The organism is Bacillus sp. FSL K6-2944, assembly GCF_038005385.1.
GTDB classification, from domain to species: domain Bacteria; phylum Bacillota; class Bacilli; order Bacillales; family Bacillaceae_G; genus Bacillus_A; species Bacillus_A cereus.
This window is the reverse complement of the sequence record NZ_JBBOTE010000001.1, coordinates 1,950,957-1,973,750: the sequence shown is the minus strand read 5'-3', so window position 1 is coordinate 1,973,750 and position 22,794 is coordinate 1,950,957. Positions and strand designations below refer to the sequence as shown.

The window sequence follows — 22,794 nt, the reverse complement described above, 5'->3', positions numbered from 1 at the left end:
GTAAGGAATTTGTAAGGAAGAGGTAAGAAAAAAGAGATTTTCCTTGTGTAAGATGAAAATGTAAAGAAGAGTGAGAGGAGAAAAATACTATATATTTCTATAAAAAACAAATCAATTAATAAGACTTGTTTGGAGGAAAAGAGACATTACAGATTCAATGTCGTCCTTTTGCAGTGGGGTAAGAAGAAAGCTGTGTGATTAGTTCCAAACAGCAAATAACCATTTATACAATATGAATAGGGGAGAGGATTATTTTGATGAAAAAGCATCGTCAAATTACATGTACAGGTTTAGCCCTTTTAATAACTGGAGGTTCCCTGTTTTATACAACTCCAACCTCAAGTGTAAAAGCGGAGTCCATTCAAAATGTATCTAGTTCGTTACAAACAAGCAACCAAAGAGATCGAAATTCCGTCAAAGAGGCCATGCAGGATACCTTGAAACTTGGATATCCAGGGATACTTGCTAAAACTTCTAAGGGTGGAAAAACATGGAGTTATGCGGCTGGTGTAGCGGATCTAAGTACCAAGAAACCAATGAAAACAGATTTTCGATTTCGAATTGGCAGCGTGACAAAGACGTTCACTGCAACAGTTGTACTTCAATTAGCAGGAGAAAACCGCTTGAATTTAGACGATTCTATTGAAAAATGGTTGCCTGGTGTCATTCAAGGAAATGGATATGATGATAAACAGATTACTATCCGGCAATTATTGAATCACACAAGTGGTATCGCTAATTACACAAGGTCAAAGGATTTTAATATGATGGATACAAAAAAATCTTATACTGCTGAAGGATTAGTAAAGATGGGAATATCCATGCCTCCAGATTTTGCCCCAGGAAAGAGCTGGTCGTATTCAAATACAGGATATGTATTACTAGGAATTCTTATTGAAAAAGTAACTGGGAACAGCTATGCGGAAGAGATTGAAAATCGAATTATTGAACCACTTGAATTAGCGAATACATTCTTACCTGGAAATTCAAGCGTCATTCCAGGAACCAAGCATGCCCGTGGATATATCCAATTAGACGGAGCAAGTGAGCCAAAAGATGTTACTTATTATAACCCAAGTATGGGGAGCTCGGCCGGAGATATGATTTCTACAGCTGATGATTTAAACAAATTCTTTTCTTATTTACTTGGGGGCAAGTTATTGAAAGAACAGCAACTAAAGCAAATGCTTACAACAGTCCCTACAGGAGTAGATGAGCTTGGTGATTCCGGGCTTGGAATTTTCAAAATGAAGCTTTCAAACGGTGAATCGATATGGGGGCATGGAGGAACCATTCCTGGCTTTTTAACTTTTGCTGGAGGCACACTTGGAGGCAAGCATACATTGGCAGTCAATTTGAACAGCCTTAAAGCTGATACTCCTGATTCTTTTAAAAATATTTTACTTGCTGAATTTAGCAAGTAGTCTAAAAGTAAAAACGGGTAAAATTTATCATAGTTTCATAGTTAAACAAAGGAATGATGAAAACGATCAATTATTTAAGGAGGTAATTCCGTGATGAAAAATAAGCTAACTGGTGTGTTAGCCACTGCATTAGCGGTAACTATGATTCTACCAACAGGAGCGAAAGCATTTTCTGAAAGTAAGACTACTGTTGTAACTGGTGAAGAAGTAGCTAGTCAGGAACTGAAGAAGATTGCAGCAGAGAAAGCGGAGCTACTTACGAAGTCCCATGGGGCAGCTAGCGTGCAGTATGCACTAATTGATAATGGAAAACTTATTTTGTCTGGTCAGGCTGGCAAGAACGATATGGAAGGGGAAAAGCCGCTAACCAAAGATACTTTATAAGGGATTGGTTCAGTTAGTAAAATGTATGCAACAACGGCTGTAATGAAATTGGTCGATGAAGGAAAAGTCGATTTGGATGCTCCTGTTGTCCGCTATGTTCCTGATTTTAAGATGAAGGACGGTCGATACAAACGTATTACACCGCGTATGTTATTGAATCACTCCTCTGGATTGCAAGGTTCTACGTTAGGTAATGCATTTTTATTTAACGATAATGATACCTATGCCCATGATACCTTGTTACAGCAATTGTCAAATCAAAACTTGAAGGCGGACCCTGGTGCTTTCTCGGTATACTGTAACGATGGTTTTACGCTGGCCGAAATTTTGGTGGAAAGAGTTAGTGGTATGAGCTTTACTGAATTTCTACATCAAAACTTTACAGGGCCTTTAAAAATGAATCATACGAAAACGCCGCAGGACAAATGGAGGGATGAAAATCGGGCTGGACTATATTACCCGGCGTACCAAGGGCAACTTCCAATTGAATCGGTGAATGTTATTGGTACGGGAGGTATATCTTCCACGGCAGAAGATATGGTGCGATTCTCACAACTATTTATGGGACAGGGAAAAGGAATCCTCTCTGATAAGGTAGTTAAGGAAATGGAGCAAGAGGAATATAAAAAAGGAATGTGGCCGGGGGCTGGCGAGAATATTTTTAACTATGGTCTTGGCTGGGATAGTGTGAAACTATACCCATTCAGTGAATATGGGATCAAAGCTTTGGCTAAGGGCGGCGATACGGCATTGCAACATGCTATATTAGTCGTGCTTCCGGAACAGAAAATAGCAGCGGCTGTATTGACATCTGGTGGACGGAGCTCTACAAATCAGCTAATGGCAACTGAATTGCTGCTCGCTACGCTTAAAGAAAAAGGTACTATTAAGGAAATCAAGCCGAACAAATCCTTTGGTAAGCCGGTCAAAGTCAAAATGCCTCAAGGCGTAGCAAAGAAAGCTGGATTTTATGGTAATAGCGAAACTCATTTCAAGATTGAAATTACGAAGAACGGTGAACTATTCTTACCATCTAATCCAGAAAAAAAATATGTATATACTGCTGATGGAAGCTTTATTAATGAGGGGGGTACTTCCAAGCTCAACTTCGTAACCGAGAAGAATGGAAGAACTTATTTGAAGGAGAGCGCATATAAATCTCATCCAGGTTTAGGGCAAAGTGTGATGACCCACTATTTAGCTGAGAAACTAGAAGATAACGTGCTTTCGAAGAAAACCGCTGCTGCATGGGCAAAGAGGGAAGGTGTCAAGTTTTATCGTGTAAACGAGAAATTTAGTTCTATTCAATATCTTGTTCAGTCGAAACATCTTAGTACTCAAATTACTCGCAAGGAAGGCCCAGCAGGCTATTGGGATGGCAGAAAAATTACAGGTCCGAACACCGCGGTGCATCAGATCCAAGTACCCGTGATGAATGGTCGTGATACGACGGAAACGCATTTCTATACAGAAGGCGGCAATGAATATATGGAGATGGCTGGATTGTTATACGTAAGTGAATCAAATGTAAAACCAATTGATATAGGCCAATCATCCAAAGTTACGTTGGATGCAAATGGGCATGCGAAATGGTTTACAATTCCACAAGCGGCAACAGAGAAAAGAATGACCGTGACGTTGCCACCAAAGGGTTCGTTTGCGGTGTATGATGAGAAGGGAGTTTGCATCAACTTTAGCATCGTGAGTGGCAATAACAAGGCGAAACTGCCGAAGAACGGAACAATCGTATTCGCTGGGGCACCGAAATCGGAATTTGCAATCTCGGTGAACTAGCTACAATTTAAGATGATCTAAACAAAACCAGTACGGCACAGAAAAGATGTATTACTGGTTTTGTTTGTATTTATGCATTATCAATGAAAAAACTTGAATAATATCACGCTCAAGCACTATAAAAACATCAAAACTAGAAAATTAGTATCTCTAGAAGATGTACAGTTTTTTGGGAGTTGAATAATTTTAACAGGGTAGAGAGATTAAATTTCTACTCTTTTTCTTCAATTAATAGAAATGTATGTACATACACATTATATTTTTATTCCATAAATTTTAAAATTTTGTTCACGATAGTTTGAAATTGTAAAAAAAGAAAATATGTGGCACGACATCACTTTGTTTTTATACAGCTTTGTAATTAAACTATAATATTGTATTTTTTCTTCATTATTGAAATTAGTAATAATAAAATGTATTATTGAAAAGCACAATTTATAATTCAAGTAATCAAGCATATGTACCCATAGTAATTTGAACATTCAGAAATTATAATATTGTCTAAAAACGAGGTGAGATTCATAGAAACAGTACATATTAAGTGGTATGGCATGTATAGTATAAATGACTTTTATAATAGGGAAGAAGCTTCTAAGAAGGGGATATTTGCAATCTCTAGAGTATATGCTAAGAATGTAACATTGCTCTATATAGGACAAACTAAAAGAAGCTTTATACAAAAGATAAGAGAACTTAATAAAGAGTGGGCTTTTGATGAGAGCGAATTAAAGATTACATTAGGAATAATAGAATTTCCTAGTGGTGAACTTTACTCTGAAAAGAAGGTAAAAGAGATAAAATCTCTTTTGATTTTACGACATACCCCATTAGAAAACGAAACATCTTTATTATACTATAGAGGGAAATTTAATTTTAAAATTATTAATAAGGGAAGAAGAGGTTTAATTGTTAAAAAGCTTTCTACAGGAGATCTAATGTGGACGTAATTGGAATCACCTTTGAATAAAATTGAAGGTTTCTTAATTGCAGAAGCTTATCAATTTTTAATGTATTAAACTATTTTGAATAACATATGTCAGATACTTGAAAAAACACAAATTTTATTATGATATGAAATCCTGTATGGAAAGTGTAGTTTATTTCTATTGTTTAATAAAAATATTAAGAATTTTAGGGATAATACATAAAGAGTAGAGGAGAAAGTAAACACGGAGGTTTGAAGAATGGGACAAGTAAGCAGATTTCAAGAAAAACAACAGAATCGTCGTCAAAAGGCAATTTTTAATATTGCATTTACTTTGGTATTAGTGACAGTTGGTATAGTGACATACCAATTGTTTACCCCTTCTAATACATCAACGAAAGCAATTGCTCAAGAAAAGAAAGTAACAAAGATAGAAGAGAAGAAAACTGAAGATAAAGAAACAGCAAAGATAGAAGAGAAGAAAACTGAAGATAAAGAAGCAACAAAGTTAGAAGAGAAGAAAACTGAAGATAAAGAAGCAACAAAGTTAGAAGAGAAGAAAACTGAAGATAAAGAAGCAACAAAGTTAGAAGAGAAGAAAACTGAAGATAAAGAAATAGCAAAGATAGAAGAAAAGAAAAGCGAAGATAAAGAAGCAGCACAGTTAGAAGGGAAACAAAAAGTAGAAAAATCGGTAAAAACGAACGGAACTGAAAATAAAGAGGAAGAAAAAACGGTATCTCAAGAAAAGGATCCTCAAACTAATCCTTCATGGAAGCCAATTGGTACAGAGCAAGGAGCAAAACCTGATATGAAATTTAAAGAAGGAACAGTAGATTGGAGTGAGATGAAAAAAGCAATCTCTTATGCTGTTGATGTTCCAGAGAGCCAATTGATTTTCGATTTTATTGGAAATAATGGTAATAATAAAGCCTACGGTAATGTACGAGATAAACAAAGTAATAAAAAATATAAGGTTAATATTGATTGGGTAGAGAATCAAGGGTGGAAACCAGCATCTGTACAAGTGGTAAAATAAATAATAGAAATGTAATTATATGTTTAAAAGGAAAGTAGTATTAGGCACTCATGGAGCTGTAATGACTTTGATGTTGTATGAACTTAGCTTGATAGCGATGGGGTACCGCCAACAAGACTCGAATTTTGCACGCTAAGCAAAAAAAACAATAAGCTGTCCACATGGACAGCTTATTTACATAATTCTTGTTATTGGAAGTCGTTTTGAAATTCTATATGTTTACTTTTTTCTTGTTCTTACGAATAAACCACAACACCACAGTTAAAAATAATAAAAAACTCAGTAAAAAGAGCGGTATTTTTTGAATAAAGAAAAATCCTTTCCAGAAATCTAACCTAGTACTATCAGGAGAATCTGTTGCCATCCCACCTATAAAAAAAGACAACGGAATAGTAAGTATATTTATCCCTAAACCGATCATTACGAATGATAGATTTTTACTCCAGATTTTTGGTAATGCAGCCATAATAAATAAAACTAATGCAGTACCAATTATAAGAAACAGTACTCCAAAATAAAATGCAAAATATAAAATAATTCCCATAATCCCCCTCCAAGACTTTAATTGTACCATCAATAAGGGCAATTTTGGATGAATATGATATTCGTATATAGTTAACATAACGTCCCATTATCGATAGCAAATAATTTCATAGAATCCTTGTATGTACAGGGGATCTTGTTTTTTGGTCTATGTATCTCTTATATAGGATTTTATACATCATTGATGTAGCGGGGATATGAGGGAGCCTCGCTTTTCTTTTTTTGCATAAAATTTTGTATGAAAACAGTTGAGTTATAATGCTTTATGCTGAAAAATAAAAACTTTTCTTTGAATTTGAAAAGAAGGTTTTACCTTGTCAAGTGTTGAAGAAAATGAGGTAGCAACTGTTGCTACAGATAGTGTAGCGGATACAGAACACGAACTTCATCACATGAGGGTCATCCGAAATCGGTACTTGAGTTAATCGTCAGCTGAGATCTTTGGAATTGAACTGACGGGTAACTTTAACAAAATAAGGAGTACAATTAAACAGCCTAAAATATGCAAGTTTTTATGCGAAACTGCTTGCGTATTTTGGCTATTTTTGCATTCGTAAAAGTGCTATAAGTAAACAGCATTTTTAAATTGCCAAATACCCCCATGAGATCAATGGGACTTATATTCCACTTCTTTATCAGAATTATATTAAGAAGTGGAAATAGTATAAGTACCCAAAAAACGATAATAAAAACTGTATTCATCAGTTTCTACTCCTTATGTGAATCATAAAGTTATTATCCCGTTTATTGTGGGCTGACTAAAGTTTCACTTTATCTCTCCGTCTCAAAAAACTCAATCCACTCTCCATCAGGGCCAGCGAAGAATATGTAACGTGTTCCATCTGGTAATGTTTCGATTTCTTCTCCTAGTAAAAAGGTTACGCCGTGTTTTTGTATTCTTTCAATTTCATCCTCTAATGAGTCTACCTTAAAGCAAATGTGATGTACTTTTCCTTCTGCCGGAAGAGAAGAGTTATAACCTTCAATGAGTTCGAGTATCGTTTCCTTCGATTCTTCCACACCTAAAAAAGCGAGTTTTAAGTCTGGGTTCGGGTGCCCCATACGTTTAAGGAGCTGTAAGCCGACTACTTCTTCATAAAATGAGATAGATGCTTCTAAGTTTGCAACCATAAGTCCAACGTGTTCTATTCTTCTAACTGGCATGTAGATTCCTTCTTTCTGAAAATTATACACAATATATTATTGAAAATTAAGAAAATAAGCAAGATAAAAACCTTACAAATTTTAGCGTGTTATATGGTATAGTGAGAAAGTATGTTTGGGGAGAAGGAAGGAGATTATACGATGAATACAACTACTCAAACTCCTTCATTATCGGAAACGATGAAAGAGTGGCATTATGCATTAGCATATGAAATTAAACATTGGAAAACGATAGGTGGTAGTAAAATTTCTATCATGAATGGTCGTTTTTTATATACAGATTATGAAAGTACAGTATACGTATTTCAGCTTATTTCGGAAGTAAGCTTACCTGAAGGTTCACCGATTCGAATTGAGTTCGATGGTGAGGAAGCGACAGGAGAAGTATTATCTGTACATGGATTAGAAATAGAACTGAAATTAAATGATTATATACAAGGTGAAATAAGAGAAGCGGTTTTATACAGTGAACCGTGGCAACTTTTAGAGCAACTGCAAGAGCGATTGAAAGAAGCACGTAAAGATAAGCTGAAACGTAATCGTATAAAGCGTCTTGTTGATGGGACGAGCAGCCCGAAACATATTGAGAAGATGAAAAATCCAAAAAATGAACTGGCATATCGCGCGTTTTATAATCCGACAACGTACGTATGGGGACCGCCGGGAACAGGGAAGTCTTACAATTTATCACGTATTATTTCGGCCCATTATCAAAAAGGAAAATCGGTACTTGTGTTAGCTCATAGTAATGCGGCAGTAGACGTATTAATGAGTGAAGTAACGAAGCAAATTGAGAAGAAAAAGAAATGGACGCCTGGCGAAATTGTTCGTTACGGTTATAGTCAACATGAACATATACGAAATCATGAAACGTTACTTGCATCTAAGTTAGTTGAAACGACGAACGGATCATGGGGTGAGGAAAGACTCTACTTGGAAGAAACACGCCAAGAGCTTCGTGAAAAAATCTTATCGTATAAGGCAACGTCCTCTGATAAGAAGCGTATGCAGGAGATTGAAAGTGATCTTCGAAAGCAAAAGGCTAAAATTAAAGAAGTAGAAAAAGAATATATTGAAAATGCGAAAGTAATCGGCGCAACTTTATCGAAATGTGCCATTGATGCGCTAATTTATGAGCGTACATTTGATTTAGTTGTCGTAGATGAGGTGAGTATGGCGTTCGTTCCGCAAATTGCATTAGCTGCTTCACTTGGGAAACGTATCGTCGTTTGCGGTGACTTTTTACAGTTACCTCCAATTGCGATGGCAAATCATGAACTTGTTCGCAAATGGCTTGGGGAAGATATGTTTTACCATGCTGGAATTGTTGAGTCTGTTAATAAATCAGAAGCACACCCAAACCTATTTATGTTGCAGGAACAAAGACGTATGCATGCGGATATATCGAAGTTTACGAATTCGTTTATTTATAAAAATAGAGTATACGATCATCCGTCTGTTTCAGAGCGTAAAGAACTTGCGCAATTGCAGCCGTTTGCAAATGAAGCGAGTGTTTTATTTGATACGAGCCAAATGGGAGCTTTTTCGTTAAAAGATGCTGCTTCTGGTTCACGTTTTAACATTATGTCTGGTTTAGTAGCAATGCAAATGATGTTAATCGGATTGTTAGACGGTGTTCAATCAATTGGTATTGTGACACCTTACAGGGCGCAGTCACGCTTTTTATCGACGTGTATTAGAGAAATGTTGCAGAGAACGAAATATCAAAACATACCAGTTTTAGCGGCGACAGTTCATAAGTTCCAAGGTTCTGAAAGAGATATGATGATCTTTGATACGGTTGACAGTTATCCGCAAGAACGACCTGGCGTATTATTCTTTGACCATAAAAACCATCGCCTCGTCAATGTAGCAGTGACAAGGGCGAGAGGGAAGTTCATTCAATTATCAGATTGCCATTATATGCGTAAAAACCTTTCGAGAAAACAAGCGTTATCACAATTAACAGCTCATATAGAACGTCACGGAGATGTGTATGATCGCACGACATCAAGACAATTGTGGGAACGGAAAATTTCGAAACGTTTACGCTGGTTTATGGAAATGAATCTTGAAGAGCCGAAAGGGCTATTAAAAGATATTTTAGCCGCAAAACGAAAAGTTATTATTTCACTTCCAAGTACAAAACAAGTGGATAAGCGAGTATGGCAAGCGTTAATGCGTACAAATGCGCAAATAACAGTGTATAGTGATGGACCAGTTCCACTGAAAAATGTAAAGTTACAAAGACAAAATAAAGCATTCCCGTTTATCGTAATTGATGATGAAATCTTCTGGGCAGGCGCACCGCTTACATCTCAAATGATGTTTGAAGGTAGTATGGAATTTCCGTACGTATGTGCAAGACTGCAAGCACCTGAGACAATTGGTGTATTAAAAGGATTTTTAGATATTCGGTAAATTCGGATAGGAATTCCTTGACTTTTACTTGGAATGAACTTAGAATAAAAAATAATTTAATATAATTTTATGAAAATTCTTATCACGAGAGGTGGAGGGACTGGCCCTATGATACCTCGGCAGCGGATTCGTTATGAATACTGTGCCAATTCCAGCAAGGTAACTTGAAAGATAAGAAAGAAGCTCATTTTGATTGTATATACAGAAGCCTCTTTCTATCTTTTAGAAAGAGGCTTTTTTACGTGAAAATAAAAGGAGGAAGAAAAATGGGAGCGACAGGAGTAGCGTCACAAAGAAAAACAATTGAAGAGAGTATCGAAAGAAATAAGGAAAAGTACATAGAAACAAGTCATGATATTCATGCGAATCCGGAGATTGGAAACCAAGAGTTTTACGCATCAAGAACGTTAAGTTTATTACTAGGTAGTGCAGGGTTTCAGTTGCAGCACAATATAGCTGGACATGAAACGGGATTTATCGCGCGAAAAAGCTCTGGAAAACAAGGACCAGCAATCGCATTTTTAGCTGAGTATGACGCTTTACCAGGACTTGGCCATGCGTGTGGTCACAATTTAATTGGCACAATTAGCGTTGCAGCAGCGATCGCATTATCAGAAACGCTTGAAGAAATTGGCGGGGAAGTTGTCGTTTTCGGAACACCAGCTGAAGAAGGAGGACCGAACGGTAGCGCAAAATCGAGTTATGTAAAGGCAGGCTTATTTAAAAATATTGATGCAGCGCTTATGATTCATCCGAGCGGAAAGACAGCAACAACGAGTCCTTCACTAGCAGTCGATCCACTTGATTTTCATTTTTACGGAAAAACAGCTCACGCTGCAGCTTCGCCAGAAGAAGGGATTAACGCATTAGATGCGGTTATTCAGCTTTATAACGGTATTAATGCACTTCGCCAACAACTTCCGTCAGACGTGAGAATTCATGGCGTCATTACAGAGGGAGGAAAAGCACCTAATATTATTCCTGACTATGCCGCAGCAAGATTCTTCATCCGCGCAGCAACGCGAAAAAGATGTGCAGAAGTAACAGAAAAAGTAAAAAACATTGCTGAGGGAGCAGCGTTAGCAACAGGTACAAAAGTAAAAATTCATCAATTCCAAAATGAAATCGATGAATTACTCGTAACAAAAACATATAACGATATCGTAGCGGAAGAACTAGAACTATTAGGTGAAGATGTGAATCGTAAAGAAAGAGTAGGGATCGGTTCAACCGACGCAGGAAACGTAAGTCAAGTCGTACCGACAATTCATCCGTACATTAAAATCGGACCAGATGATTTAATTGCACATACGAATGAATTTAGAGAAGCAGCACGTTCAGAACTTGGAGATAAAGCATTAATTACATCGGCAAAAGCATTAGCAAATACGGCGTATCGATTAATTACGGAAGAAGGGTTGTTAGAGAAGGTGAAGGAGGAGTTTAGAGAGGCGCAGAGGAATCAAGGGTAAGGGGATTAAGGTACTTTTTTCGAATAGCAATCTAATTAATAAGTAGAGATATAAAAAAGAACATTGAAATATCAATGTTCTTTTTTGTTTAATAATCATTAATTTTGTTGGATTTTCTCATAAAGGAAAAGCTTTTACTGTTAGCGGAGGATAATACGTATCCATTATTAGAACGACAATTTCTCCTCAAACTCACTCTTTAAAACAATTAAAGGAGATGACAAGCCAAATTGCATTAAAGAGTCTAAAAATGTAGCGAGAGAATCCATCGAATCGCTCATGACCTTCATCATATAATTAAATTCCCCACTAATTCGAAATAAATCTGTTACTTCAGGAGCTGCATTACAATACTGGATAAAATCAGAGCATTGGCTCGTTTTAAACATGATGAATGCTTGAATGTTTTTATTAATTTTTGCAGGCTCAAATTTCGTTCGATAAGCCGCTATAACTCCTTGATCTTCAAGCTTGTTAATACGTTCTTTTACAGCAGGTTGCGTCATGGATATAATTCGACCTATTTCTGAAACAGAAATTCTCGCATTTTCATACAACAAGTTCATAATTTTATGATCGATTTCATCCAGTTTTACGGCGTTTTGCATTGTGTAGCCTCCTTATTTTGTTTTCTAAAGTAAATCGCAAATTATAACTATAATATCATAAGTGAACGAACTAAATTACCTATAAATCTATATTTAAAATGATTGGTTTTTGCATGAAAATATAAGTATAGCATTCATCAAACGGAAATTTCATCAGCGGAAGTAAGACTTGGTTTTACAGGGTCCATTGCATACGGTTTAAGTAAAGGTGCACTAAATACGATGACACTTCCTCTAGCTAAACATCTTGGAGAAAGAGGTATAACAGTGAATACAATTATGCCTGGATATACGAAGACAGATATGAATGCGAAATTGCTAGATGATTCAGAAATACGGAATTTTGCTACGAATTCATCTGTGTTCGGACGAATAGGGCAAGTTGAAGATATTGCAGATGCAGTAGCATTCCTTGCTTCTTCTGATAGCCGCTGGGTAACGGGGCAGATTTTAGATGTTTCTGGTGGGTTTTGTTTATAGGGGCACTACTCCATACCCATCAAGATAATCAAGTAAATTACTAGTTATGAAACGATCCTCGTTTCATAACTAGTAATTTATAGAAAGGTAGGGATGATAAAGAAGTCTATTAAAACGTGATTTTTTCGCTAGGCAATTTGAATAAGGGGGCTATTTTTCATTATTCGTAATCTAAAATAATCAAATTTTATTTTACAGTAACAATAAAACAAAATTATTGACCGCATGGTACAAAAAGGGTATTCTATTCATGTTATCTTTAAAATGAGAGGAGGATACGATTGAATAAACGCGGCAGACCTCGAGAGTTTGATTATTCCTCAATTGTAGATGTTGCAATGAAAACATTTTGGTTAAGAGGATATGAAGGGTGTTCTACACAAGATTTATGCAGTGATACAGGACTTGGAAAAGGAAGTTTATACAATACTTTCGGTAGTAAACATGAACTGTATAAACAAGTATTAGAACGCTACCATGAAATTGGGATTAGGGAACAAAGGAAATTGTTACATACTCCAATTCCAGTTAAAGAACGATTAAGTAATTTTTTTGAATGGGCATTGAAAGAAGACTTTGAGAATATGGATCAAAAAGGATGTTTATTGATTAATGCCAGTATAGAACGTGCTAAAAACGATTTAATGGTACAAGAAATTTTCTCGAAGCATGTTGAACTTCTTAAACAAGCTATTGAAACAGTGATGGAGGAAGGATTGCAAACAGGTGAAATTTTAAAGAAGCAATCAGCTGAGGAATTAGCTAGTCTGCTTTTAAGCAGTTATTACGGATTCCGTGTTCTTAATGTATCGATGCAAAATCGGATGTTGTCTGAACAAGTTATCAAAGGAACAATAGAGTCTATTTGTGGCGCTTAGTGCGCTCTTTTTTCGGACTATTTTTGTACCGATCATTACAATAATGAATAAGGAGTGTTTTTATGCCATCGATTATTTATTTATTAGCTTTAGCAATCTTTTGTATGACTACATCAGAATTTATGGTTGCAGGTATGATGAATGAACTTGCTCTTGCATTTCAGGTTCCTGTATCATCTATTGGGTATTTAATTTCAGCTTATGCAGGAGCAATGGTAATAGGAGGCCCCATTTTAACTGCAATCCTCTTACGAATGCACAGCAAACAAGCATTATTGTTTTTAATGTTCATATTTTTAATTGGTCAATCGCTCGGAGCTATTGCTTGGAACTATGATATTATGATGATTTCACGTATTATAACTGGTATTGCTTCAGCTTCAGCTTTTGGAGTTGCGATTTCCTTTTCTGCGACATTGGTTCACTCTGATTCAAGGGGAAAAGCTGCATCAATTGTACTTGCAGGTTTAATGTTCGCAACTGTATTAGGTTTACCTATAACAACCGTTATTTCGCAATATTTTGGCTGGCGTATTAGTTTTGGGGCTGTTTCTGTTCTTGTGCTAGTATCAGGGATTATGATTCAACGGTTGTTACCATCATCTTCAAATAAAGAGCAATTAAATTGGAAAGACGAACTTCTGCGATTTAAGAATATTCATCTTTGGGCAGCGTACGTAACAAGTATGTTCATTATTGGTGGTACGTTTGCAGCATTTAGTTATTTCACTCCAATCTTTACAAATGTCACAGGCTTTTCAAGTGCAAGTATTCCATATTTACTTGCTCTCTATGGTAGTGCGACCGTAATTGGGAATATAATAATTGGCAAGTTCGCTGATAAATTTACAATGAAAATACTTATGGGTGGATTAATTATATTAATCATAGCGTTGTCTTTATTTGCTTTAAGTGCAGAGAATAAATACATTGCAGTGATTTCTACGATTTTTATTGGTTTAACTGGTGTAGCATTGAATCCAGCTATGGTTGCGAGGGTGATGAAAACAGCTAGTAATGGAATAATGATAAATACCGTTCATAGTTCTTTTATTACGCTAGGTATTCTTATTGGTTCGTCACTAGGTGGTCTTGGGATCAGTAAAGGATATGGTTTTGTATCTCCTCTATGGATTGGAGCTTGTTTAGCTATCCTTGGGGTAATTTCATTATTCCTATATTTACATAAAGGAAAGGCAGATTAAGATGTTTAAAATTTCTTTATTTGAGGTACCGCCACATCACCATCAAGCTAATACTTTCATATATCCCTAAATTAAAAAATTCTTTTTCTACAGATAGCTATTCTGAGAAGCCGCTCATTTTTTCGTTTAGGGGACATTTCTTTTTCTTAAGTTGATGGGTATGTATGGTGATCTCTATTAGACGATAGTGAATTAACAATTTCGGGGTCCAGTTCAACTTTATTCAAAATAAGATTTTTTTGCAGTAAAATCAATGTTAGTGGAACTTTTTTAATCAAACTTTTTTAAAAATTAACATAAATACTTGCAATGTTTAAATTAGTACTATATAGTTCTAGTTATGACAAAGGTAAAATTAATGAATCAAAAACGTGTGATTGAAGTAGCTGCAACATTATTTTTAGAAAAAGGGTTTGCTTATACAAGTATGGATGAATTAGTACGTGTAAGCAAAGTTTCAAAGTCTAATGTGTATTATCACTTTTCTAATAAGGAAGTATTATTAGAAGGGGTCGTTGATTATTGGATTGAAATGTATCAATCTGCAATTGATGACATACTTTCTCAGAACCAATTTTTAGTTGAAGATCGTATCCAACTGTTTTTAAAGCAATTATCACAAGGAGTTCAGTCGAGGGAGTATAAGGGGAGCTGTCCATTTATTACTCTTTATATTCAAAGTCCTAAACAGGCCACGCAAATAAAAGAAAAAATAGGTCTTTTTTTTACAGGATTACAAAAGAAAGTTTCTCTATTACTTAAACAAGGGGTAGAGAATGGAGAATTCAGAAATACGATTAATATTGATGAGGTTGCATCACTTTTTATTACAAATCTTGAAGGAGCGTTATTTATTTCAGAAACATTGAAGGATGCAACTGTAATCACGAAAACAGCAGATCATTTTTTAAAATTGCTTCGATAAAAGAAGCATTTTTTTTACATCAAATTAGTACTAAGTAGTACTAAAAGGGGATTTTATATGAGAACAGTATTTTTAACTGGTGGAACAGGCTTTATTGGAAAACAATTAGTAAAAGAATTAGCCAAAGAGGATGTTAAAATTCTTCTTTTAGTGAGGTCGAAAAATAAAGTAACACGCCTTTTTCAAGAAAGAGGCATCTTAAAAAAGGAAGTTATGCACTTTATTGAAGGTGATTTGACGAAAATAGATTTAGGTCTAAGTGCTGAAGATAAGGAGAGGGTATTGAAAACGGATGTGATTATTCATGCAGGAGGCCCCATGGATATTCAAGCGACAAGTAAAGAGGCAGCTTCCGTATTTTTAAATGGCGCCAAACATATTAGTGAATTAGCTAAAAGTATTCATCAATTGAAGGGTTTGCAACAATTTATTCATGTTGTAGGTTATATGAGTCCCTTTGATGATAAAAATAGCAAGATTGCAATTGATGTGTTTAAAGAAGGAAACAATTATTTGAAAATAAAAAATCCATATGAGAGAACAAAATTTTTAGCAGATCTTTATATCCGTCAGCAGGCATCAGCAGTAGGTTATCCGCTTTCTGTAATTAATCCGCCAACTGTAGTCGGTAGTAGTAAAACAGGGAGTACAGAGCAGATAGCAGGATTAGGTTTGCTTGTGATGAGTATGCGAAGAGGGCTCATGCCAGTGATTCCTGGAGGTAAGGGATATAGGTTACCACTTATTTCAAACGATGAGCTTGCGAAGTTTATTGTGCAGGTTTTCAGATTGGAGCAACCGACTATTCAAACATATACACTTGTTGAAGACAAACAGCACGATCAAAACATTGCTGAATTATTAAGTATTATGTCGGAAAGTATGAATATGAGGGCACCAAAAATCTCTGTTCCAATGCCATTTATGAAAGCAATTATGAATAGTGGAGGAAGTAAAATAACAAAAATTCCTTCTGATGGACTGAATTTTATTACAAAACAAAAATTTTCAAATGTTTCAGCGAAAAAAATTATGGGAGGAGATTGGTTTAAGAAGACGAGTGTAATGAAATTTTTCCCTGCCGTAGTAGCTGATCTGGATTATCGAATAATGTATCAAAATGGCCGGCATAATCATTTATTTAAACGAATATTATGCGATAACACTACCCTTTACCAATTACAAGGAAAGGGTAAACCGTTTATTTTATTACATGGTTTATTGAGTGATGGAGAGGATTTATTTCCTTTAGCACAAGAGCTTCATGAAAAAACTGGTCAACCTGTATGGATCTTGGATCTTCCAGGTTTGGGACGGTCTCCTTTTAAACAAGAGAAAAATCTTCTAAATATCTATTTGAATGTAGTGAAAAAGTTATTGGAGAAAGCTACGAATGGTGCGCATCTAATTGGACATTCATTCGGTGCGTTTATTCTTCTGGAAGCATTGGTACAAGAGTACATAGATAAGAAGTATTCAATCACTTTACTTCAGCCACCTGTTGCTAAAAAAAATGCTAAATCGCTAAATGTTCCTCAAGTTATGAACAAATGGACATTAAAATTAGCAACTACTAATTTGATAGGGCGTTATTTATTAAGTAATGGTTTGTTTGAAAGTACGGAGAGCATCCCTGAACATTATATTGAAAAGATAAGTAAAAGTTTTACTTCTCCTAGAATTTTAAATACTACGGTTCAGCTTAACAGTTTACTACTGAAAAACGATCAAGGTGATTTCAATGAAGTAACAAAGTATAATCTTCACATTATTTGGGGGGATTATGACAGAGCCTATTCTGCTCCATCGCATCTTGGTAAGGTTGATTTTGTTCCATATGGCCATCATTTTCCTCTTAGCCACCCGAGTGAAACGGCAACATTAGTAATAAAAAATAGTAATACTAGCAAATGAGAGTGTGGGATAAATAAAAAGTGTGTAGTAAGATCGTTGTGTCTTTGAAATAAAATCATACTGTTTGGAGTCCCGCGAACAAGACGCGAATTTTGCACGCTAAGCAAAAAAACAATAAGCTGTCTACATGGACAGCTTATTTACATTATTCTCGTTATTGGAAGTTATTTTTAACTTTTCCTGATCTGAAAGAGTCAATCTTTTTTTATATAATTTATCAATAATTATTCTTTTTTCTCCGGCTGATAGGAAAGAATAACGACACCTGAACCAGTCGTTCTTGTTTCGATCAGTTTTAAAGCCTTTGTATCGTTTCCGGTTTTAAAGAGATGCTTTCCGCTTCCCACGATAACAGGATTGACCATAAAATGATATTCATCAATGAGGTCGTGTTGCATCAATGTCTGTATAAGCTCACCACTACCATAAATTAAAAGGTTCTGACCGGGCTGTTCCTTCAGTTTCGATATTTCTTCTACAATATTCCCCTTGATAAGGTTTGCATTCCATTCGGTTTCTTCCAAAGTTGTTGAAGCAACAAATTTAGGCATGCTGTTCATTTTATCAGCAAAACCCTCTTCATCAGTCATAGAAGGCCAGGCAGCTGCAAAACCTTGATAGGTTACTCGCCCTAGTAGAAGCGCTTCACTTTCAAACAGTAAATCGGATTGAAACTTTGCTACTTCTTCATTGAAATATGGAGCAGTCCAAGCTGGTTCCTCCATGACACCATCTAGTGAGAGGTACATCGATACAATTATTTGTCCCATTTTGTTCTCCTTTAATTTTAAATTGAGATTTTTACATATTGGTAACACAATTATTAATTCTCCAGTTAGAGAAATTCTCCCTTTTTAATAGTTTCGACAAAATGTATTTATATATGTTTCGGAATAACCTAATATATATTAATAACTTTGAAATATTGTATAACTTCTAATTTTTATGCATTATTGATTAGCATTGCTTATTGTGCTAACGAATCAGGATAGTGTGGCGACTAACTAAATAGTTGCTTATCCACAATTATTAGAAGGGAAGTTCTATTATTTCGCGAATTTATTAGACATAGACGAGTGCTATAATTTTCTATATCTACATAATGAGGTGACTACGCATGAATCAAAGACCGTCAGAAGAAGAATACGCCGGAAGCTCCGGCGAATATATCCGTTTGGTGCCGGACGGTAACATCATCGACATTCTGCTCGCCCAGGAAAAGCAAATGACCGAGCTCCTGGCATCGTTGACCGAAAGCCAGGCCGCATATCGGTATGCGGAAGGGAAATGGACGCTGAAAGAAGTCGTGGGCCACATTGCAGACGCGGAACGCGTCATGACCTACCGCCTGCTCCGGTTCGCAAGAGGGGACCAGACACCTCTGACTGGTTTCGATCAGGAATTGTTCATACCTCCTTTCGGAAGCTGGACAACCGCGCAATTGGCCGAAGACTACCGGGCCGTACGGCAATCAACGGTTACATTGCTGCGCGGGCTACCGGCGGAGGCATGGAATCGTAAGGGCACAGCCAACAACCTAAGCATTACGGCGCGCGCCCTCGCGTACGGCGTCGCAGGACACGAGCTTCATCACATGGGGATCATCCGAAATCGGTATTTGAGTTAATCGCCGGCTGAGGCCATTGGAATGGAACTAACACCTCTCATACAATCTTAGATAACGTTCTTATGGGGGTCCCGTCCCACAACCATCTTAGACTATTTTTGAAATTAAAAGCACGTTACTATTCTCTTATGTTAATGAGAAAGGGTGACGTGCTTTTTATGAATATGTACCAAAAACAAGAGTTATCTTTATTTGCGAAAGAGTTATATCGATTTTTCTCATTTTGGGGTATTTGTTTTTCTTAGATTGAGGGTGATGGGGCACTACTCTATAATGATCAAATTAAAATTTAAAATAGTTATAGAGACTCCATTTCTCGGAAATGTTGTAACTATTAAGTTGTAAAAAGAACCGTAGTTTTTCTAAATCAAAAAAACTTGATTAATAAGTTGCATAATGAACTCACTAGCGTATATACTATAAATATCAAAAAAAGTTGATGAAGGGAAGTGAACTACAGTGGTACAAGATTTTCAGCTCTATGAGAAAAAGTTTAAAGCGTTGGCTGATCAAAAACGTTTAGAAATCATGTATGAACTTTGCCAGCGGGGCCAGACGTGTGTATGTGATTTAACAGAAGTTTTTGAAATGACGCAATCTAAGTTGTCCTATCATTTAAAGATTTTATTAGATGCGGGTTTAATTGTAAAAGAAACAAAAGGTACGTGGAGTTATTATGATTTAAATGATGCGGAAGTGAATAATTTATTATCAGAAGAATTGTGCTGTATCTTTAGAAAAACAGGGAAAGGTAGTTGCTGTTAAAATTTTGAGTTATTAATCAAAAAAAATTGATTAATGATATATAAAGAGGAGGAATAAGGTATGAGATATGTTCACATCGGTATAAACGTTACGAATTTAGAGAAGTCTATTGAATTTTATGAAAAGGTATTTGGTGTATCACCAGTTAAAGTGAAAACAGATTATGCAAAATTTTTATTAGAGACGCCAGGACTTAATTTCACGCTGAACGTGCGAGATGAAGTGAAGGGAAATCAGGTAAATCATTTTGGTTTCCAAGTGGATACAGCTGAAGAAATTACATTGCATAAAGAACGATTAGAAAAAGAAGGTTTCTTCGCGCGTGATGAGATGGATACGACTTGTTGCTATGCAGTACAAGATAAGTTTTGGCTAACGGATCCCGATGGTAATGAGTGGGAGTTCTTTTATACAAAAGCAGATAGTGATGTTCATAAAATAGAAGATCCATCTTGTTGTACGACTCCTACCGTAGTAGAAAAAAATTCTTGTTGTTAATAGGAGCTGGAAAATAAAATGAAACGTTTATCCTTTCTAGACCGATATTTAACACTATGGATCTTTCTAGCAATGGCTGTTGGGATTGGTTTAGGGTTTGTGTTTCCTAGTGTAGTAGACGGACTAAATACATTACAGGTTGGAACGACGTCTATTCCACTTGCTGTTGGTTTAATTGTAATGATGTATCCACCATTAGCGAAAGTTCGCTATGAGGAAATGGGCCGAGTATTTAAAGATGTAAAAGTGTTAGTTCTATCTTTAGTACAAAACTGGATTATTGGTCCGGTACTTATGTTTGTGTTAGCAATTATTTTTCTTCCTGATAAACCAGAATACATGGTTGGTCTCATTATGATTGGGTTAGCACGCTGTATTGCAATGGTCATTGTTTGGAACGATCTTGCCGATGGAGATAAAGAGTATGCGGCAGGTTTAGTTGCTTTTAATTCGGTATTCCAAATGCTCTTTTTCTCAGTTTATGCATACGTATTTGTAACTGTAATTCCAGAATGGTTAGGGATTGAAGGTGCTATTGTCGATATTACAATGATAGAAGTAGCAAAATCAGTATGTATCTATTTAGGAATTCCTTTTATAGCAGGTATGTTGACACGCTTTGTACTCGTTAAGTTAAAAGGAAGACAGTGGTATGAAAAGGTGTTTATACCGAAAATTAGTCCACTTACATTACTTGCATTGCTATTTACGATCATCATTATGTTCTCTTTAAAAGGGGAGATGATTGTTAGCGTACCATTAGATGTGGTAAGAATAGCGATTCCGTTATTAATCTATTTTATTGTAATGTTTTTTGTTTCTTTCTTTATGGGAAGAAACATTGGTGCAAACTATTCGGTGACTACAACGTTAGCATTTACAGCAGGTAGTAATAACTTTGAGTTAGCGATTGCTGTAGCGGTTGGTGTGTTTGGTATTCATTCAGGCGCAGCATTCGCAGCTGTTATCGGACCGTTAGTTGAAGTCCCTGTCATGATTGCACTTGTAAACGTCGCTTTTTGGTTTAAGCGTAAATATTTTAATGACCAACCAGTATAATTTAAAAACAAAGGCGGAAAACAACATGGAAAATAAAAAGACAATCTATTTCTTATGTACAGGAAATTCATGCAGAAGCCAAATGGCAGAAGCATGGGGCAAACAATATTTAGGAGATAAGTGGAATGTATATTCTGCAGGAATCGAAGCACACGGAGTGAATCCAAACGCAATTAAAGCAATGAATGAAGTGAATATCTATATAACAAATCAAACATCAGATATAATTGATGCAAACATTTTAAATAATGCTGATTTAGTCGTTACGCTTTGTAGTCATGCGGATTCTGTTTGTCCTTCGACACCTTCGCACGTAAATCGTGTTCACTGGGGATTTGATGACCCGGCAGGAAAAGAATGGTCTGAATTTCAACGTGTTCGTGATGAAATTGGTGAACGTATAAAACGATTTTCTGAAATTGGGGAATAAATAAAGGAAAGAGCCAATCTTCTATTGTGTTGGAGATTGGCTCTTTTTTATTATGTATTTCATTTACTTATCGCATCGCTTTAAAACCACTCTTAGGAGTAATACAGAATATTATGTGAAGATGGTAAAGTTTCATTTTATAAATTTTACTTTATTAAAAGTTGATTTGTTAGAAAGGATAATCATTTATTGCTATAATGAATGGATGCGTGGCAGGAAATAGATAGAAAGATACTGCTAGTAATTTATACTTAAAATGTAGGGAGATTGAACAGAGTTATGGGGAATGAAAAGGAAATTAGTTCCGCTAAATTAATATGGAAGATGACGCGCCCACATACATTAACGGCGACGTTTTCTCCTGTAATTTTAGGGACAGTGGCATCACTTTATGTTGCCAAAATTGATTGGCTTTTATTTATTGCGATGATGCTTGCATGTTTAGCGCTGCAAATAGCAACGAACTTATTTAATGAGTACTATGATTTCAAACGTGGATTAGATACCGCTGAATCCGTTGGCATCGGTGGCGGAATTGTCCGTCATGGATTGAAGCCAAAAAATGTGTTAACAGTTGCGCTTTTATTATATGTCGTAGCAGCTTTTATTGGCATTTATATTTGTATGAATAGCAGTTGGTGGTTAGTGGTTATTGGTTTAATTGGGATGGCAGTTGGCTATTTATATACAGGTGGTCCACTACCAATTGCGTACACCCCGTTTGGAGAATTAGTTTCTGGGTTGTTAATGGGGACATGTTTTGTACTCATTGCTTTCTTTATTCAAACGAATACGATAACGATTGAAAGTGTATTGATTTCCATTCCAATTGGAATTTTAGTCGGTGCAATCAATATGTCGAATAACATCAGAGATATCGAAGAAGATATTAAAGGTGGAAGAAAGACATTAGTAATCCTCCTTGGGAGAGAGAAAGCTGTGGTAACACTAGCGGTAGCCTTTTTCATTGCGTATTTATGGATTGCCGTAATTGTATTAATGGGTTATATAAGCCCTTGGGCATTAGTTATGTTCCTAGGTTTGAGAAAGCCAATTTCTGCGATTCAAAGTTTCCAAAAAGGGGCAAAGGATCCTGGGTATATGCGCATCGCAATGAAATCAACAGCGATGACAAATACGATTTTTGGCTTCTTATTATCAGCAGGATTATTAATTAGTTATTTGTTTTAAATAAAAAATATGGTTAAATAACTTAACCCCAGTTTCTCAATTTTAATA

Annotated in this window: 19 protein-coding genes, 2 pseudogenes and 1 riboswitch; of the genes and pseudogenes, 17 read left to right on the top strand and 4 right to left on the bottom strand. The window is 36.0% G+C overall.

The genetic code is table 11. The features are described from left to right. The first annotated feature begins 257 nt into the window (after positions 1–257). From MHH55_RS09955 to MHH55_RS09940, 4 genes and pseudogenes are all read left to right on the top strand, one after another. Positions 258–1,424, top strand: a complete 1,167-nt coding sequence (locus tag MHH55_RS09955; RefSeq protein ID WP_078187012.1) for a serine hydrolase domain-containing protein — start codon at positions 258–260, stop codon at positions 1,422–1,424. 93 nt (positions 1,425–1,517) lie between these two features. Further along, positions 1,518–3,602, top strand: a pseudogene (locus MHH55_RS09950) (serine hydrolase domain-containing protein). A 512-nt stretch (positions 3,603–4,114) separates the two neighbouring features. Next, on the top strand, positions 4,115–4,549 hold the full coding sequence (locus tag MHH55_RS09945; protein WP_002164503.1) for a hypothetical protein: 435 nt from the start codon (positions 4,115–4,117) through the stop codon (positions 4,547–4,549). Positions 4,550–4,786: 237 nt separating this feature from the next. Next, positions 4,787–5,566 carry a YrrS family protein gene (locus MHH55_RS09940; RefSeq protein ID WP_078187614.1) on the top strand — a complete coding sequence of 260 codons (780 nt, stop codon included), beginning with the start codon at positions 4,787–4,789 and terminating at the stop codon, positions 5,564–5,566. Between the two features lie 211 nt (positions 5,567–5,777). Here the strand turns inward: MHH55_RS09940 and MHH55_RS09935 are convergent, their stop codons facing one another. Then, a complete protein-coding gene (locus MHH55_RS09935; RefSeq protein ID WP_000511402.1) occupies positions 5,778–6,110 on the bottom strand; it encodes a hypothetical protein in 333 nt (110 codons plus the stop codon). Positions 6,111–6,880: 770 nt separating this feature from the next. Continuing rightward, positions 6,881–7,273: a VOC family protein gene (locus MHH55_RS09930; protein WP_001145268.1), complete on the bottom strand. Its 393-nt coding sequence runs from the start codon at positions 7,271–7,273 to the stop codon at positions 6,881–6,883. Between the two features lie 111 nt (positions 7,274–7,384). Between MHH55_RS09930 and MHH55_RS09925 the strand changes: the two genes are divergently transcribed. Continuing rightward, complete coding sequence (locus MHH55_RS09925) at positions 7,385–9,694, top strand: AAA domain-containing protein (RefSeq protein WP_139362521.1); 2,310 nt, start codon at positions 7,385–7,387, stop codon at positions 9,692–9,694. 76 nt (positions 9,695–9,770) lie between these two features. Beyond that, positions 9,771–9,872, top strand: a riboswitch (SAM riboswitch). 88 nt (positions 9,873–9,960) lie between these two features. Further along, positions 9,961–11,166 (top strand): M20 family metallopeptidase, encoded by a 1,206-nt coding sequence (locus MHH55_RS09920; protein ID WP_078187616.1) that lies wholly within the window; start codon positions 9,961–9,963, stop codon positions 11,164–11,166. Positions 11,167–11,333: 167 nt separating this feature from the next. Here the strand turns inward: MHH55_RS09920 and MHH55_RS09915 are convergent, their stop codons facing one another. Then, a complete protein-coding gene (locus tag MHH55_RS09915; protein WP_001178564.1) occupies positions 11,334–11,774 on the bottom strand; it encodes an Lrp/AsnC family transcriptional regulator in 441 nt (146 codons plus the stop codon). A gap of 147 nt (positions 11,775–11,921) precedes the next feature. Here MHH55_RS09915 and MHH55_RS09910 point away from each other — a divergent pair. From MHH55_RS09910 to MHH55_RS09890, 5 genes and pseudogenes are all read left to right on the top strand, one after another. After that, a pseudogene (locus MHH55_RS09910) lies at positions 11,922–12,254 on the top strand (SDR family oxidoreductase); the annotation flags it as partial. Positions 12,255–12,535: 281 nt separating this feature from the next. Further along, positions 12,536–13,132 (top strand): TetR/AcrR family transcriptional regulator, encoded by a 597-nt coding sequence (locus MHH55_RS09905; protein ID WP_001042193.1) that lies wholly within the window; start codon positions 12,536–12,538, stop codon positions 13,130–13,132. Positions 13,133–13,194: 62 nt separating this feature from the next. Beyond that, the gene (locus MHH55_RS09900) at positions 13,195–14,337 is read left to right on the top strand and encodes an MFS transporter (RefSeq protein ID WP_078187617.1); all 1,143 of its coding nucleotides are present in this window, start codon (positions 13,195–13,197) and stop codon (positions 14,335–14,337) included. A 358-nt stretch (positions 14,338–14,695) separates the two neighbouring features. Next, positions 14,696–15,262, top strand: a complete 567-nt coding sequence (locus MHH55_RS09895) for a TetR/AcrR family transcriptional regulator (protein ID WP_001072312.1) — start codon at positions 14,696–14,698, stop codon at positions 15,260–15,262. Between the two features lie 57 nt (positions 15,263–15,319). Continuing rightward, positions 15,320–17,176, top strand: coding sequence for an alpha/beta fold hydrolase (locus MHH55_RS09890; RefSeq protein WP_078186643.1), 1,857 nt, complete (start codon positions 15,320–15,322; stop codon positions 17,174–17,176). A 224-nt stretch (positions 17,177–17,400) separates the two neighbouring features. On the opposite strand, the gene MHH55_RS09885 is transcribed toward MHH55_RS09890, so the two are convergent. After that, positions 17,401–17,946 (bottom strand): dihydrofolate reductase family protein, encoded by a 546-nt coding sequence (locus MHH55_RS09885; protein WP_075717170.1) that lies wholly within the window; start codon positions 17,944–17,946, stop codon positions 17,401–17,403. Positions 17,947–18,293: 347 nt separating this feature from the next. Here MHH55_RS09885 and MHH55_RS09880 point away from each other — a divergent pair, with 347 nt between their 5' ends. The 6 genes from MHH55_RS09880 to menA all read left to right on the top strand — a co-directional run bounded on the left by MHH55_RS09880 (position 18,294) and on the right by menA (position 22,746). Beyond that, positions 18,294–18,803: a DinB family protein gene (locus tag MHH55_RS09880; protein WP_074555261.1), complete on the top strand. Its 510-nt coding sequence runs from the start codon at positions 18,294–18,296 to the stop codon at positions 18,801–18,803. 459 nt (positions 18,804–19,262) lie between these two features. Next, a complete protein-coding gene (arsR, locus tag MHH55_RS09875; RefSeq protein ID WP_002182884.1) occupies positions 19,263–19,568 on the top strand; it encodes an arsenical resistance operon transcriptional regulator ArsR in 306 nt (101 codons plus the stop codon). Positions 19,569–19,628: 60 nt separating this feature from the next. Then, positions 19,629–20,066 (top strand): ArsI/CadI family heavy metal resistance metalloenzyme, encoded by a 438-nt coding sequence (locus MHH55_RS09870; RefSeq protein ID WP_074555258.1) that lies wholly within the window; start codon positions 19,629–19,631, stop codon positions 20,064–20,066. An 18-nt stretch (positions 20,067–20,084) separates the two neighbouring features. Next, entirely contained in the window at positions 20,085–21,125 is a 1,041-nt protein-coding gene (gene arsB, locus MHH55_RS09865) for an ACR3 family arsenite efflux transporter (protein ID WP_074555256.1), read from the top strand. Between the two features lie 25 nt (positions 21,126–21,150). Next, positions 21,151–21,555, top strand: a complete 405-nt coding sequence (arsC, locus tag MHH55_RS09860; protein WP_074555253.1) for an arsenate reductase (thioredoxin) — start codon at positions 21,151–21,153, stop codon at positions 21,553–21,555. A gap of 279 nt (positions 21,556–21,834) precedes the next feature. Continuing rightward, positions 21,835–22,746: a 1,4-dihydroxy-2-naphthoate polyprenyltransferase gene (gene menA, locus MHH55_RS09855; protein ID WP_074555250.1), complete on the top strand. Its 912-nt coding sequence runs from the start codon at positions 21,835–21,837 to the stop codon at positions 22,744–22,746. The last annotated feature ends 48 nt before the right edge of the window (positions 22,747–22,794 follow it).